Source organism: Nocardioides silvaticus, from assembly GCF_003160695.1.
Classification (GTDB): domain Bacteria; phylum Actinomycetota; class Actinomycetes; order Propionibacteriales; family Nocardioidaceae; genus Nocardioides; species Nocardioides silvaticus.
Map to the genome: position 1 here is coordinate 486,336 of NZ_QGDD01000002.1, position 14,410 is coordinate 500,745.

Below are 14,410 nucleotides of genomic sequence, written 5' to 3' on the forward strand. Positions count from 1 at the left end.
GGCATCGGGATATGCCCTGATCCGGTACTCAGGGCAACAGCAGGGCCGAGTCGCCGAACTCGTGCCAGAGGTAATGGGCGTCGACGGCTGCGGCGTAGGCCCGTTGGGTGAGCTCGCGACCGGCCACGGCCTCCACCAGGAGCAGGTGCGAGGCCTCGGGGTCGTGCCAGCCGGTGATCAGGCCGTCGACGACCCGGGGCGGGTCCTCGGGGGTCACCACCCGCGACGTCCAGCCGCGTGCGGCCACCACCCGGGCGCCGGGGCCGTCGTCCTCGACCGCGGACTCCAGCGCCCGGGTGACCGTGGTGCCGACCGCGACCACGCGGCCGCCGCCCGCCCGGACAGCGTTGACCGTGGCCGCCGTCGCGGCGCTCACCTCGAACCGCTCCGGCTGCGGCGCCTCGCCGGCCTCCTGGGACGACACGCCGGTGTGCAGGGTGACCGGGGCGACGACCACACCGTTCGCCACCAGGCGGGTGACCAGGTCGGCCGTGAACGGCCGGCCGGCCGACGGCATCTCCGCGCTGCCCGGCCGGTGCCCGAACACCGTCTGGTATTCGGTCAGCGGGAACCGGTCGGCCAGGTAGCCGTAGGAGATCGGTCGCCCGTAGCGCCGGGCGGTCGCCGACAGGTCGCCCTCCGGCTCGGCGTGCCAGAGCCGGTTGCCGGCGCCGGTGGGGGATGACCCGGGCTCGGGGTACGGCGCGACCAGCCGCACCCGCGCGCGACCGGCGGCGATCTCGAGGACGTCGCCGGGGCTGGCGTCGAGCACCGCCCGGTCGGCGTCCGGCGCCCGTCGTACCTCCACCACCCAGGAGCCGTCGGGGAGCGGCGTCGCCAGGTGCACGACGACCGGTCCGCGGCCGGCGAGGTGGGCGTCCAGCTGGGCCGCGACGGTCGCGGAGTCGTTGACCACCACCGCGTCGCCCGGTCGCAGGTGCTCGACCAGGTGGGCGAACCGGGCGTGGGTCAGGCCGTGCGCCCCGTCGGCGACCAGCAGGCGCACCCGGTCGCGGGCCACACCCCGGCGCTCGGCAGGGGCCGGCGCGAACGCGCTCCGCGGTGCGGTGAACGTGGTCGTGGGTCGCTCGTCGAGGAGTGTCACTCAGACCACCGCCCCGAGGTCGCCGGCCTCGGCGTCCGTCGTCGTGCTCCGCAACGCCGGGAAGTCGGCGGCGCGGTAGCGGCCCGACGGCGGCCGGCTGGCCAGCAGCGCGAGCAGGTGCGGCACGACCGTCTCGGGCAGCGGCCGGTCGGAGATGTCCTCGCCGGGGAACCAGTCCTGGTGCATCTGGGTGCGCATGTCGCCGGGGTCGACGGCGTACGCCGTGATCGCGTCGTTCTCCGCTGCGAACGTCAACGTGACGTGGTCGAGCCCCGCCTTCGAGGCGCTGTAGAGGCCCCAACCCGGGTAGTGCTGCACGGCGGCGTCGGAGGAGATCGAGAGCAGCACGCCGTGGGAGGCGGCGAGCGTCGGGAGGAGGAGCGAGGTCAGCACGAGTGGGGCGCCGACGTTGTGGCGCCAGACGTGCTGGAGGTCCTCGGGCGTGGTGTCAGCGAGCAGCCGGTGCCGGGTGTCGCCGGTCGCCGGCCCGAGCACGCTGGCGTTGTGGACCAGCAGGTCCAGCCGGCCGCGCCCGTCGACCGCGGCGCGGAGCGCGTCGCGGTGGTCGGCGTCGGTGACGTCGCCGGGGATCGCGGTGACGTGGTCGGCGCCGGGGAGGTCCCGGAGCCGGGCCAGCCGGTCCCGGTCGCGGCCGTCGGTGATGACGTGCCAGTCCCGGGAGCTGAGTGCGGCCACCAGTGCGCGGCCGAGGCCGGCGCTGCCGCCGGTGATGAGTGCAGTCTTCTTCATGTCCACCATGGTTGAACTTGAAGTTAACTTGAAGTCAAGGCTTTCCTCGGAACCGGGTGCGGATCGCCGCCCGGGCGGGCAGCATGGGCTCATGATCCGGCGCCGGCGCGCGACACGCGTCCTGTTGGTGGTCGTCGCGCTGTCGACCCTCGTCGCCTGCATGGAGGAGCCGTCGCGCGGCCACACGCCCGTGTCCGAGACGGTGGGGTCGGTCGACCAGGCCGCCGGCCCCCTCGTGGTCCGGGTGGCGTCGACCGCCGAGCCCGGCCGGGTGCCGCCCGCGGTCGTGGCGTCCGACGAGGCGCTGGGTGGCACCGGGTACGAGGTCCGCCGGGGACAGACCGTCGTCGCCGACGGTGAGCTCGAGCCCGTCGAGGCGCCGGCGGCACCGTGGGCCCACGCCGCGCTCGCCGACCTGGCGGCGATCGACGAGCCGGGCAGCTACACCGTGGTCGTCGACGGCACGACGTCGTCGACGATCGAGGTGGCCGACGACGCCTACCGGGACGTGCTCCTCTCGACGCTCACCATCTTCGACTCCAACGCCGACGGCAACGAGCCGTCGAGCTTCCACCGCCCCAGCCACCTCAACGACGTCCGGTCGAGGATCGCCAACGGTCCGCGCAAGGGGGAGCGGATCGACGTCGAGGGCGGCTGGATGGACGCTGGGGACCAGCTGAAGTTCACCGTTACCACCGCCTACTCGACACTGATGCTCGAGCTCGCCGGCGCCAACCAGGGCGATCGGGACGGCATCCTCGACGCGTCGCGGATCGGGGTGCGCTGGCTGATGAAGGCGCGCCGGCGCGGCGTCTTCGTCGCCCAGGTCGGGCACACGAACGCCGACCACAACGCGGGCTTCCGCGACCCGACCGTGGACGACACCAGCGACGACCCGCGGCGGCGGGTTCGACCGTCCTACGTTCTGACGAAGGAATCCGGGGGTTCCGACGTCGCCGCGGCGGTCGCGGGTGCGCTGGCGAACGCCAGCCTTCGCCTCGGAGTCGTGCGCAGGCAGCGGGTCGTCCGGGAGGCGGAGTCGTGGTTGGCAGAGGCGCAGCGACTCCGCAAGGTCTGGCGGAACTGCTGCTACCAGCAAGACAGCTGGCGCGACGACGTCGCTGTCGCCCAGGCGAGCTTGTGGCGGGCGACCGGCAAGCGCTCGTACGCCCACGCGGCGCTGGCCTCGCTCGAGCGAGCGACCAGCGACGGGGAGGAGAACTGGCTCGTGGCTGCGGACAGCTACCAGATGTCGGCGATCGCGGCTGCCGAGCTGTGCGGGGTGTTGCGGCCCGGGGACGCACCGGCACCGGCGGCGGTGTCCGGGCCGGCTTGCCGGATCCTGCGTGCCGGTGGTGCGGCCTGGATCTACCAGGTCGACGACGACCCCGAGAACTCGACCGCCTTCGGCCGCGCCGGCTATGCCCAATGGGCCTCGGTGCGCCAGTCCGAGTCGGGCGCGATCGTGCTCGAGCTGGCCGGGCGGGCCGGCCTCGAGGACGCCGCTCCGGCGCTGCTGCGGGCGACCGGCTGGTTCCTCGGCGCCAACCCCTGGCAGCTGCGGTGGCAGGCCGAGGTCGGCGACGTGGAGCACCCCTACCACTGGGTGCAGGCGGTGGGCCGCGAGCTGAGCGGTGCCGTCGTCGGCGGGCCGGCGCCCCTGGGCGACATCAACGACAACCGCGAGGACGACGTCGCCCTGGGACCGTTCGACACCGAGGACCAGACCTACCAGGACCTGGCGGACGACTACGTGATGAACGAGGTCGGGATCGGCTACTCCGCGCCCGCCGCGCTGCATTTCGCCCTGATCTCCGACTGACGCCGGCCGACGTGCCAGAGTTGGCCCGTGGCGGAATTCGTGGGGGCCATCGACCAGGGCACGACGAGCACCAGGTTCATGGTCTTCGACCATGCAGGAGCCGAGGTCGCGCGTCACCAGCTCGAGCACGAGCAGGTGCTGCCACGGGCCGGCTGGGTCGAGCACAACCCGGTCGAGATCTGGGAGCGCACCTCCAGCGTCGTGCAGACCGCCCTCGGCAAGCGCGGGCTCCAGCACTCCGACCTGGCCGCGATCGGCATCACCAACCAGCGCGAGACCACCTTCGTGTGGGACCGCCGCACCGGCCGGCCGCTGCACAACGCGATCGTCTGGCAGGACACCCGCACCGACGCGCTCGCGGCGGCGCTGGACCGTGACGGTCGCGGCGACGTGATCCGGCACCGCGCGGGACTGCCCCCGGCGACGTACTTCTCCGGCGGCAAGCTGCAGTGGATCCTCGAGCACGTCGACGGCGTGCGAGAGGCGGCGGAGCGTGGCGACGCGTTGTTCGGTACGGCGGACTCGTGGCTGCTCTGGCACCTGACCGGTGGCGCGGACGGCGGCGTCCACGTCACTGACGTCACCAACGCCAGCCGCACGATGCTGATGGACCTCGAGACCCTGGACTGGGACGAGGAGCTGCTCGGCTTCTTCGGGGTGCCGCGCGCGATGCTGCCCGAGATCCGCGAGTCGTCGGCCTCCGCGGCCGCCGGACCGTTCGGCACCACCCGGACCCCCGGACCGTTCGGGGGAGAGGTGCCGGTCACCGGGATCCTCGGCGACCAGCAGGCGGCCACGGTCGGCCAGGTCTGCTTCGCCCCGGGAGAGGCCAAGAACACCTACGGCACCGGCAACTTCATGCTCCTCAACACCGGCACCGAGATCGTCCGCTCGAAGGCCGGGCTGCTCACGACGCCGGCCTACCGGCTCGGCGACGAGCCCTGCGTCTACGCGCTCGAGGGCTCGATCGCGGTCACCGGCTCCGCCGTCCAGTGGCTGCGCGACCAGCTCGGCATCATCAGCGGCGCCTCGGAGTCCGAGGCGCTCGCCCGCCAGGTCGAGGACAACGGCGGCGTCTACTTCGTCCCTGCGTTCTCGGGCCTGTTCGCGCCGCACTGGCGCTCCGACGCGCGCGGCGCCATCGTCGGCCTGTCCCGCTTCAACACCAACGCCCACCTGGCCCGGGCCACCCTCGAGGCGATCTGCTACCAGTCCCGCGACGTCGTCGAGGCCATGTGCAAGGACTCCGGCGTCGAGCTCGAGGTGCTCAAGGTCGACGGGGGAGTGACGCTCAACAGCCTCTGCATGCAGATCCAGGCCGACGTGCTCGGCGTGCCGGTGAGCCGGCCGGTCGTCCCCGAGACCACGGCGCTCGGAGCCGCGTACGCCGCCGGCCTCGCGGTCGGGTTCTGGAGCAGCACCGACGAGCTGCGCGAGAACTGGCGCGAGGACACCCGCTGGGAGCCGCACTGGGACGACGACCGGCGCGCCGAGGGCTACGCCCGCTGGCAGAAGGCCGTCCAGCGCACGCTCGACTGGGTCGACGTCTGATGGGAGGCGCACCGTGAGCCCCGCCGCGCTGTCCCCGCGCGCCCGCACCGCCGCGCTGAAGAAGCTCGCCGGCCAGCAGCTCGACGTGCTCGTCATCGGCGGTGGCGTGGTCGGCGCCGGCTGCGCGCTCGACGCCGCCACCCGCGGCCTGAAGGTCGGGCTGGTCGAGGCCCGCGACTTCGCCTCCGGCACCTCGAGCCGCAGCTCCAAGCTGGTCCACGGCGGCCTGCGCTACCTGGAGATGCTCGACTTCCGGCTGGTCGCCGAGGCGCTCAAGGAGCGCGGCCTGCTGATGCGGCGACTGGCGCCGCACCTCGTGCGGCCGGTGCCCTTCCTCTACCCGCTCACCGGCCGCGGCTGGGAGCGCTGGTACGCCGGCTCGGGCGTCGCCCTCTACGACGCCCTCGCCAAGACCAGCGGCTACGGCACCGACATGCCGGTGCACCGGCACCTGACCCGGCACGGCGCCCGCAAGGCGTTCCCGTCCCTGCGCAAGGACGCGCTGGTCGGCGCGATCAAGTACTACGACGCGCAGGTCGACGACGCCCGGCACACGATGTTCCTCGCCCGCACCGCGGCGACGTACGGCGCCGCCGTCGCCACGCGCACGCGCGTCATCGGCCTGCTGAAGGAGAGCGAGCGGGTGGTGGGCGCCGAGGTCATCGACCTCGAGACCGGCAACCGGTTCGAGATCCGCGCCTCCCAGGTCATCAACGCCACCGGGGTGTGGACCGACGAGACCCAGGCGATGGCGCGGGAACGCGGCCAGTTCAAGGTGCGCGCCAGCAAGGGGGTCCACGTCGTGGTCCCGCGCGACCGGATCCGCGGCGAGACCGGGCTGATCCTGCGCACCGAGAAGTCGGTGCTGTTCGTGATCCCTTGGAAACGGCACTGGATCATCGGCACCACCGACACCGACTGGGAGCTCTCGAAGGACCATCCGGCCGCCAGCTCCAGCGACATCGACTACATCCTCGAGCACGTCAACCGGGTGCTCGAGGTGCCGCTGACCCGCGACGACGTCGAGGGTGTCTACGCCGGGCTGCGGCCGCTCCTCGCGGGCGAGGACGAGGCCACCTCGAAGCTCTCCCGCGAGCACGCCGTCGCGCACTCGGTGCCCGGCCTGGTGGTCGTCGCCGGCGGGAAGTACACGACCTACCGGGTGATGGCCGCCGACGCCGTCGACGAGGCCGTCCGCGGCCTGGAGATCGCGACCGGACGGTCCGTCGGGCCGTGCGTGACCGAGCAGATCCCGCTCGTGGGCGCCGACGGCTTCCAGGCCCTGTGGAACCAGCGCCGCACCCTCGCCTCCCAGTCGGGGCTGGCGATCAACCGCGTCGAGCACCTGCTGGAGCGCTACGGGTCGCTGGTGCTGGAGGTGCTCGACCTGATCGCCGCGGAGCCGGACCTCGCCGAGCCGCTGCCGGGCGCGGAGGACTACCTGCAGGCCGAGGCGGTCTACGCCGTGACCCACGAGGGCGCCCGGCACCTCGACGACGTCCTCACCCGACGGCTGCGCGTGTCCATCGAGACCTTCGACCGTGGCGTGGGCGCGGCACCGAGCGTCGCGGACCTGGCCCGTGGCTACCTCGGCTGGGACAGCGCGCAGCGGGAGCGGGAGCTCGAGCACTACCTCAAGCGGGTCGAGGCCGAGCGCGAGAGCCAGCGGCAGCCGGACGACCTGACCGCCGATGCCGCCCGCAAGGGCGCGCCGGACGTGGTGCCGGTCTCGCACGCGGTCGAGTGACCCGGGACCGAGCGAGGTCGTAGCCTCGCGGCATGGACCTCGATCTTCGTGACCGCGTCTACCTCGTCACCGGCGGCACCCGCGGCCTGGGCCGGGCCACTGCCGAGGTGCTCCTCGCCGAGGGCGCCCGCGTCGTCGTGTCCGGCAGGTCCCGGGACAACGTGGACGCGGCCGTCGAGGCGCTCGGCGCCGCGGGCGGGTCGGGAGCCGACCAGGTGGCCGGGGTGGTCGCGGACAACGCCGACCCGGCGACGCCAGCGCGCCTCATCGGCACCGCGCAGGACCGCTGGGGGCGCCTCGACGGCGCGCTGGTCAGCGTCGGCGGGCCGCCGGCCGGCCGGATCGACGCGATCACCGACGAGCAGTGGACCGCCGCGTTCGAGTCGGTGTTCCTCGGCGCGGTGCGGCTGGCGCGGGAGGTCGGCGCGGTCCTGGGCGAGGGCGGTGCGCTCGCGTTCGTGCTCTCCAGCAGTGCCCGCGAGCCGGTGCCCGGGCTCACCGTGTCCAACGGGCTGCGCCCCGGCCTGGCGATGGTCGCCAAGGACCTCGCCGACGAGCTCGGACCGCGGGGCGTCCGCGTCACGGGCCTGCTCCCGGGCCGGGTCGGCACCGAGCGGGTCGCCGAGCTGGACGCTGCGACCGGTGACGCCGCGGCCACCGAGGAGCGCTGGAAGGAACGGATCCCGCTGCGGAGGTACGGCGATCCCGCCGAGTTCGGGCGGGTCGCGGCGTTCCTGCTGTCGCCGGGAGCGTCGTACGTCACCGGGGTGATGGTCGCCGTCGACGGTGGCCTGGTCCGGTCATTCTGAGGTCCGCGACCTGCTCCGCTCGCCGCGCGGACCGTTCTTGCGCTCGTCCCATGCGAGATAGCTGAAACCGCCGAGCGCGAGCAGGCCGAAGAACCACCACTGCAACCCGTAGAAGAAGTGCGGACCCTCGCCGGTGTCCGGCTCCTCGGGCGGCTCGAGCGCCTCCTCGGGCGCGGGATCCTCCGAGAGCAGCTCCACGAAGCCGCCGTACGTCTCGATGTCGAGGGCGTCGGCGACCGCCGTGCTGGAGATGGCCCGCATGCCGCCGTCGGTCACCCGCGTGCTGTCGCCGCTGCCGTCGATGCGCACCCAGCCGGTGATCGTCACCTCGCCCGTTGGCGGTGCCGGCACCGCGTCCCGCGCCCCGGAGGTCGGCCCGTCGTAGGACAGCCAGCCGCGGTCGACGACCAGCGTCGTCCCGTCCCCGGTCACGAGCGGCACGACGACGTCGACGCCCGGCGCCCCGTCCCGGGTGCGGTAGCGGACGATCAGCGTGTCGTCGACGGCGTAGGTGCCGGTCGCCTCGACGACCGTGTACTCCTCGTCGTCGGCGACCGGCTCGCCCGGCGCCAGCACGTCCTCGACCGGCACCGGGTCGTCGTGCGCGTTGTCCTCGATCACCGCGTTGGAGTCACGCTTGTCGTCCAGCCGGCCGAACTGCCACTCGCCGAGCCACCAGGTGCCGTAGCCGAGGACGAGGACGGCCAGGAAGAACAGGATCCAGCGCCGGCTGAGCAGGAATCGCCACGACGCCAGCCACTCACCCACGGCACCACCGTAGTGACCTGCCTATCCTGGGTGGATGCAGCCCCTCGTCGACCGGTACGGACGGGTCGCGACCGACCTCCGGGTGTCGCTGACCGATCGTTGCAACCTGCGCTGCTCCTACTGCATGCCGGCGGAGGGCCTCGACTGGATGCCGACCGCCGAGCAGCTCACCGACGACGAGGTCGTCCGACTGATCGGCGTCGCGATCCAGCGCCTCGGTGTCCGTGAGGTGCGGTTCACCGGCGGGGAGCCGCTCGTCCGTCGAGGGCTGGTCGACATCGTGCGCCGCACCCGCGAGCTCGACCCCGAGGTGGAGCTGTCGATCACGAGCAACGGCATCGGGCTGGCCCGCACGGCCGGTGCGCTGGCTGAGGCCGGGTTGAACAGGGTGAACGTCAGCCTCGACACGGTGCGGCCCGACACGTTCGGCGAGATCACCCGCCGGGACCGGCTCGATGACGTCGTCGCCGGTCTCGCGGCGGCGGAGGCCGCGGGACTGGGCCCGATCAAGGTCAACGCCGTCCTGCTGCGCGGCATCAACGACGACCAGGCGCCCGAGCTGCTGCGGTGGTGCCTGGAGCGCGACTACCAGCTCCGGTTCATCGAGCAGATGCCGCTGGACGCCCAGCACGGCTGGTCGCGGGAGGGCATGGTGACCGCCGACGAGATCTTCGCGCACCTCGAGCAGGAGTTCGCGCTCACGCCGGCCTCCGAGCCGCGGGGGAGCGCACCGGCGGAGCTTTTCCTCGTCGACGGCGGCCCGGCCACGGTCGGCGTGATCGCCTCGGTCACCCGCCCGTTCTGCGGCGACTGCGACCGGGTGCGGCTGACCGCCGACGGCCAGGTGCGCAACTGCCTGTTCGCACGCGAGGAGTCCGACCTCCGCTCGGCACTGCGCGCGGGCGCCTCTGACGCCGACCTCGCGGGGCGGTGGCTGACCGCGATGGCCGGGAAGGCCGCCGGTCACGGCATCGACGACCCGACGTTCCTGCAGCCCGACCGGCCGATGTCGGCGATCGGCGGCTGACGTCTACTCGACCACCGAGCTGTGCGCCACCGTGTCCTTGAGGAAGCCGCGCGCACCGAGGAACGCCTCGAGCGAGGACCGGTGGTCGTCGCACGCGAGCCAGACCTTGCGGCGGTCCGGCGTGTGGATGCGAGGGTTGTTCCACAGCAGCTGCCAGGTGGCGTCGGCGCGACAGCCCTTGGCGGAGCAGAGGTCGGGCTCGGTGGCGGGGGCCTCCGTCACTTCGAGCCTAGCTGTCGGTCGCTCCTGCCCCCGTCGGTGAGCGGGATCGCGTCGCGCCGGGTGGTGGCCGCGTTGGCGTTGACGACCGCCACGTAGGGCAGCACCAGGGCGGCGAGGATCAGGATCGGCCAGAGCCAGTTGAGACCGGCCATGCCCGCCACCGCAGCGCCGATGAAGCAGAGCGTCCGGATCGACATCGAGATCATGTAGCGCTTCTGGCGCCGGGCCAGGTCGGCCTCCGGGCTCGACCCGACCGTGGTGATCCGGATCGGGTTGTCGGACATACCTGCAGCCTACGCCTGCCCGCCACACGCCGGGCCGCCAGCGCCGCGACTACGCTGCTCCCATGAGCAACCGCACCTATCGCGTCACCGAGATCGTCGGCACCTCGCCCGAGGGCATCGACCAGGCCGTCCGCAACGGCATCGAGCGCGCAGGTAGGACGCTGCGTCACCTCGACTGGTTCGAGGTCATCGGCACCCGCGGCCAGGTCAAGGACGGCAGGGTCGAGCACTTCCAGGTGACGATGAAGGTCGGCTTCCGCCTGGAAGACGACTGAGCCTGCGGGCTTTGTGGAGACCCCACAAAAGAGCCGCAGGAAGTTGCGGCCTGCTCGCAGCGAGCCACGGGGTCGCCGACCACTAGCGTCGTGGGTGTGAACTCCGCGACCGCTCCCGAGCCACGCTCGGTACTGATCACCGGTGGCAACCGCGGCATCGGCCGCGCGATCGCCGAAGCCTTCCTCGCGCAGGGCGACCTGGTCGCCGTGACCACCCGCAGCGGTGGTGCGCCCGAGGGCGCGCTCGAGCTCAAGGCCGATGTCACCGATGCCGGCCAGGTGGAGGCCGCGTTCGCCGCGGCCGAGGAGGCGCACGGGCCGGTCGAGGTGCTCGTCGCCAACGCCGGGATCACCGCCGACACGTTGCTGCTGCGGATGTCCGAGGAGGACTGGTCCTCGGTCATCGACACCAACCTGACCGGCTCGTTCCGGCTGGCGAAGCGGGCGTCGAAGGGCATGCTGCGGCTCAAGCGCGGCCGGATCATCTTCATCTCCAGCGTCGTGGGGCTGCTGGGCTCCCCGGGCCAGGTCAACTACGCCGCGTCCAAGGCCGGTCTGGTCGGCATGGCCCGGTCGCTCGCCCGCGAGCTCGGCTCGCGGTCGATCACGGCCAACGTCGTCGCCCCCGGCTACGTCGAGACCGACATGACCGCCGTCCTCACCGACGACCAGAAGAGCGCGATCCGCGACCAGGTCCCCCTCGGCCGTTACGCACGGCCCGAGGAGGTCGCCGCGGCGGTGACGTGGCTGGCCCACCCGGCGTCGGCGTACGTCACCGGCGCGGTGATCCCGGTGGACGGCGGACTCGGGATGGGGCACTGACATGGGTCTGCTCGACGGCAAGACGGTCCTCGTCACGGGGGTCACCCACCACACCTCGATCGGGTTCGCGGTCGCCCGCTTCGCCCAGGAGCAGGGCGCGACCGTGCTCATCTCCAACTTCGGCCGGGCACTGGGCATCACCCAGCGGATCGCGAAGCGGCTCCCGGAGACCCCGCCGGTGCTCGAGCTCGACGTGACCGACGACGAGCACCTGACGAACCTCCCGGCGATGGTCCGTGAGCACCTCGGGGCGGATGCCACCCTCGACGGGGTCGTCCACTCGATCGCCTACGGCAACCCGGAGACGCTGCTCGGCGGCAACTTCCTCGATGGTCCGTGGGAGGACGTCGCGCAGGCGGTGCAGGTCTCGGCGTACTCGTTGAAGTCACTGGCCGTCGCCGCCCGACCGTTGATGCCGACGGGCGGCTCGATCGTCGGGCTGACGTTCGACGCGACGGTGGCGTGGCCGGCGTACGACTGGATGGGCGTGGCCAAGGCCGGGCTCGAGTCCTGCTCGCGCTACCTCGCCCGCGACCTCGGCGCGCAGGGGATCCGGGTGAACCTGGTCTCCGCCGGTCCGCTGCGCACGCTCGCGGCGAAGGCGATCCCTGGCTTCGGTGACCTCGAGGACCTGTGGAAGACCCGGGCCCCGCTCGGTTGGGACAACAGCGACACCGAGCCCACCGCCCGTGCGGTCGGCGCCCTGCTGTCGGACCTGTTCCCGGCTACGACGGGCGAGATCGTGCACGTGGACGGCGGCTTCCACGCGATGGGCGCGTAGCCACCCGCTGCGCTCCCCACGTCATCGCCGCCCAGACGGCGAGGACGAGCGCGATCTCCTGCACGACGTACCACGGCCACGGGCCGAAGTAGTCGAGGATCGAGCTGCGCGGCTTGCGCATCAGGTAGCCGTAGTTGGTGTCGGCAGCCAGGTTGACGACGTACGTCGCCGCGGCCCACGCGAGGGTCGTGAGCACCGCAGCCCCGTAGTCGCGCCAGCGCGGGACCAGCCGTAGCCCGACCACGAGGTAGACCGCGGCCCAGACGATGAGCAGGTGCAGCGCCCAGAACGCGAAGTAGCGCGGGTGCGGTATGTCCTCGTTGAGGGCCGGCGTGACGACTCCCTGGATGGTGAGGGTCAGCCCCCAGAAGAACGTCAGCGCCACCGGGAACGGCCGGTGCGTCCACAGCGCCCACGTCGCGGCGATCCAGGCCAGGTCGCACAGGTGGAGCGGCAGCGTCACCGCGATGTCGAAGTTGAAGACGAGGTCGATCACCAGGAACGGCACGGTGGCGATCGGCACGAGCACCGCCGCCGTACGGCTGAAGCGGGTGGGGCCGTCCACCGCGCGGTGGCGCCGACCCAGCCACACCGCGACGAGGAGGCCGATGGCGAAGAGCACCAGCGGCACCACGTGGGACGGTCCGTACGACGGCACGTGCCCATCCTGAACCACTACCCCTACGCTTCTCGCGTGAACAACCCCCACCGGCTGGTCGTGGTGCGGCACGCCAAGGCCGAGACCTACGGGCCGAGCGACTTCGAACGGGAGCTCGCACCCCGGGGCCGCGCGGACGCCGCCGCAGCCGGGGCGTGGCTGGCCGAGCAGGGCGTCGTCGCCGACGCGGCCCTGGTCTCCGCCGCGACCCGGACCCGCCAGACCTGGGAGATCCTCTCCGAGGCGGCCGGCTGGTCGGTCGAGGCCGACCTCGACCGGTCGCTCTACGGCGCCGACGAGGACACCGTGCTCGACCTGGTCGCCTCCACCGACGAGGCGGTCGGCACCGTCGTGGTGATCGGTCACAATCCGACGATCGGGATGCTCGCCCAGCTGCTCGACGACGGCGCGGGCGCGCCGGACGCGGTGGACCGGCTGATGCGTGGCTACCCGACGAGCGCGATGGCGGTCTTCGAGCTCCCGTCGACCTGGGAGCGGCTCGCCATGGGACGTGCCCGGCTGACCCTCTTCAACGTCGGCCGGGCCGACCCCGACGACGAGGGTGACTAGACGGGGGGAGCGGGCGTGACGATGCCGTCGGCGGCATCGGCCGCCTCGATCTCCTCGCGGGTGATGCCGAGCAGGTACATGATCGCGTCGAGGTAGGGGACGTTGAGCGAGGTGTCGGCCATCTCCCGCACCACCGGGCGGGCGTTGTAGGCGATGCCGAGCCCGGCGGCCTCGAGCATGTCGAGGTCGTTGGCGCCGTCGCCGATCGCGATCGTCGCGGCGAGGGGGACCCCGAGGTCGGCGGCGAACTCGCGAAGCGCGCGGGCCTTGCCGGCGCGGTCGACGACCTCGCCGAGGACGTTGCCGGTCAGCCTGCCGTCGACGACCTCGAGGGTGTTGGCGCGGGCCCGGTGGATGCCGAGCTCCTCGGCCAGCCGGTCGGTGATCTGGCTGAAGCCGCCGGAGACGATCGCGAACCGGTAGCCGAGCCGTCGCAGGGTGCGCACCAGCGTCCGCGCGCCGGGGTTGACGACGATCGAGTCGTACACCTCGTCGATGACCGACGCGTCGAGGCCCTCCAGCAGCCGCACCCGGGCGCGCAGCGACTCCTCGAAGTCGATCTCGCCGCGCATCGCGGACTCGGTGATCGCGGCGACCTCGGCCTCGAAACCGGCGTGGGCGGCGAGCATCTCGATGACCTCGCCCTGGATCAGCGTCGAGTCGACGTCCATGACGATCAGGCGGGTGGCGTGCCGGAGCAGCGAGGCAGGCTGGACGGCGACGTCGATCGCCAGCGTCGCCGCCTCCCGGGCCAACAGGCTGCGCAGCGCGGTCGGGTCGGCGCCGGAGACGTCGAGCTCGATGGCGGTGACCGGGTAGCGCGCCATCCGCTCGATCCGGTCGATGTTGCCCCCGAGGTCGGCGATCCGGCCCGCGACCGCCGCGATCGCGGACGCCTTGAGCGGCGACCCGATCACGGTGACGTGCGAGCGGCCCCCGCGTCGTGACCTGTTGTCGCCGGTGCCGCGCTCCATCTCGACGACCATCCCGAGGTCGGCGGCGACCTTCTCGACCGACTGCTGGAGCCGCTTCACGTCGCGCGGTGCGGTCACGAGGACACCGAGCACCAGCCGGCGGCGCAGCAGGATCTGCTCGAGGTCGATGACGTTGACCCCGGCGTGCGCGAGGGCTCCGAAGATGGCCGAGGTGACGCCGGGTCGGTCCTTGCCCGTGAGGGTGATCAGCAGCGTGTCGGCAGGCTGGTGTGACGTGGTCATCG

General features: G+C 72.6%; 16 protein-coding genes. 9 read left to right on the plus strand and 7 right to left on the minus strand.

Annotation, left to right across the window (positions count from 1 at the left end):
- Positions 1-28 precede the first annotated feature (28 nt).
- Positions 29-1,105, minus strand: coding sequence for an S-adenosylmethionine:tRNA ribosyltransferase-isomerase (locus tag DJ010_RS07185; protein WP_109692932.1), 1,077 nt, complete (start codon positions 1,103-1,105; stop codon positions 29-31).
- On the minus strand, positions 1,106-1,855 hold the full coding sequence (locus tag DJ010_RS07190) for an SDR family NAD(P)-dependent oxidoreductase (RefSeq protein ID WP_211318682.1): 750 nt from the start codon (positions 1,853-1,855) through the stop codon (positions 1,106-1,108).
- A gap of 91 nt (positions 1,856-1,946) precedes the next feature.
- Between DJ010_RS07190 and DJ010_RS07195 the strand changes: the two genes are divergently transcribed.
- The 4 genes from DJ010_RS07195 to DJ010_RS07210 are packed head-to-tail and all read left to right on the plus strand — an operon-like array spanning position 1,947 to position 7,784.
- Positions 1,947-3,677, plus strand: a complete 1,731-nt coding sequence (locus DJ010_RS07195) for a glycoside hydrolase family 9 protein (protein ID WP_146207277.1) — start codon at positions 1,947-1,949, stop codon at positions 3,675-3,677.
- A gap of 27 nt (positions 3,678-3,704) precedes the next feature.
- Positions 3,705-5,228 carry a glycerol kinase GlpK gene (gene glpK, locus DJ010_RS07200; protein WP_109692935.1) on the plus strand — a complete coding sequence of 508 codons (1,524 nt, stop codon included), beginning with the start codon at positions 3,705-3,707 and terminating at the stop codon, positions 5,226-5,228.
- Positions 5,229-5,241: 13 nt separating this feature from the next.
- A complete protein-coding gene (locus tag DJ010_RS07205; protein ID WP_109692936.1) occupies positions 5,242-6,975 on the plus strand; it encodes a glycerol-3-phosphate dehydrogenase/oxidase in 1,734 nt (577 codons plus the stop codon).
- A gap of 32 nt (positions 6,976-7,007) precedes the next feature.
- Positions 7,008-7,784: an SDR family oxidoreductase gene (locus DJ010_RS07210; protein ID WP_109692937.1), complete on the plus strand. Its 777-nt coding sequence runs from the start codon at positions 7,008-7,010 to the stop codon at positions 7,782-7,784.
- Here DJ010_RS07210 and DJ010_RS07215 read toward each other — a convergent pair.
- Positions 7,776-8,552 carry an SURF1 family cytochrome oxidase biogenesis protein gene (locus tag DJ010_RS07215; RefSeq protein ID WP_245927312.1) on the minus strand — a complete coding sequence of 259 codons (777 nt, stop codon included), beginning with the start codon at positions 8,550-8,552 and terminating at the stop codon, positions 7,776-7,778. The two genes, DJ010_RS07210 and DJ010_RS07215, sit on opposite strands and share 9 nt — an antisense overlap.
- A 34-nt stretch (positions 8,553-8,586) precedes the next feature.
- Between DJ010_RS07215 and moaA the strand changes: the two genes are divergently transcribed.
- Positions 8,587-9,579 (plus strand): GTP 3',8-cyclase MoaA, encoded by a 993-nt coding sequence (gene moaA / locus DJ010_RS07220; protein WP_109692938.1) that lies wholly within the window; start codon positions 8,587-8,589, stop codon positions 9,577-9,579.
- A 3-nt stretch (positions 9,580-9,582) separates the two neighbouring features.
- On the opposite strand, the gene DJ010_RS07225 is transcribed toward moaA, so the two are convergent.
- Together DJ010_RS07225 and DJ010_RS07230 are read right to left on the minus strand one after the other, a co-directional pair.
- Positions 9,583-9,801 (minus strand): acetone carboxylase, encoded by a 219-nt coding sequence (locus DJ010_RS07225; RefSeq protein ID WP_109692939.1) that lies wholly within the window; start codon positions 9,799-9,801, stop codon positions 9,583-9,585.
- Positions 9,798-10,085: a DUF3099 domain-containing protein gene (locus tag DJ010_RS07230; protein ID WP_109692940.1), complete on the minus strand. Its 288-nt coding sequence runs from the start codon at positions 10,083-10,085 to the stop codon at positions 9,798-9,800. Before DJ010_RS07230 ends, DJ010_RS07225 begins: the two co-directional genes overlap by 4 nt.
- 62 nt (positions 10,086-10,147) lie before the next feature.
- Here DJ010_RS07230 and DJ010_RS07235 point away from each other — a divergent pair, with 62 nt between their 5' ends.
- The 3 genes from DJ010_RS07235 to fabI all read left to right on the plus strand — a co-directional run bounded on the left by DJ010_RS07235 (position 10,148) and on the right by fabI (position 11,963).
- Entirely contained in the window at positions 10,148-10,360 is a 213-nt protein-coding gene (locus DJ010_RS07235; protein WP_109692941.1) for a dodecin, read from the plus strand.
- 96 nt (positions 10,361-10,456) lie between these two features.
- Positions 10,457-11,182 carry a 3-oxoacyl-ACP reductase FabG gene (gene fabG / locus DJ010_RS07240; protein WP_211318683.1) on the plus strand — a complete coding sequence of 242 codons (726 nt, stop codon included), beginning with the start codon at positions 10,457-10,459 and terminating at the stop codon, positions 11,180-11,182.
- A gap of 1 nt (position 11,183) precedes the next feature.
- Entirely contained in the window at positions 11,184-11,963 is a 780-nt protein-coding gene (gene fabI / locus DJ010_RS07245) for an enoyl-ACP reductase FabI (protein ID WP_109692942.1), read from the plus strand.
- Here fabI and DJ010_RS07250 read toward each other — a convergent pair.
- Positions 11,908-12,621 (minus strand): YwaF family protein, encoded by a 714-nt coding sequence (locus DJ010_RS07250; protein WP_109693157.1) that lies wholly within the window; start codon positions 12,619-12,621, stop codon positions 11,908-11,910. The genes fabI and DJ010_RS07250 overlap by 56 nt on opposite strands.
- Positions 12,622-12,657: 36 nt before the next feature.
- Between DJ010_RS07250 and DJ010_RS07255 the strand changes: the two genes are divergently transcribed.
- Entirely contained in the window at positions 12,658-13,191 is a 534-nt protein-coding gene (locus tag DJ010_RS07255) for a SixA phosphatase family protein (RefSeq protein ID WP_158282962.1), read from the plus strand.
- On the opposite strand, the gene serB is transcribed toward DJ010_RS07255, so the two are convergent.
- Positions 13,188-14,408 (minus strand): phosphoserine phosphatase SerB, encoded by a 1,221-nt coding sequence (serB, locus tag DJ010_RS07260; RefSeq protein WP_109692944.1) that lies wholly within the window; start codon positions 14,406-14,408, stop codon positions 13,188-13,190. The genes DJ010_RS07255 and serB overlap by 4 nt on opposite strands.
- Between the last annotated feature and the right edge of the window lie 2 nt (positions 14,409-14,410).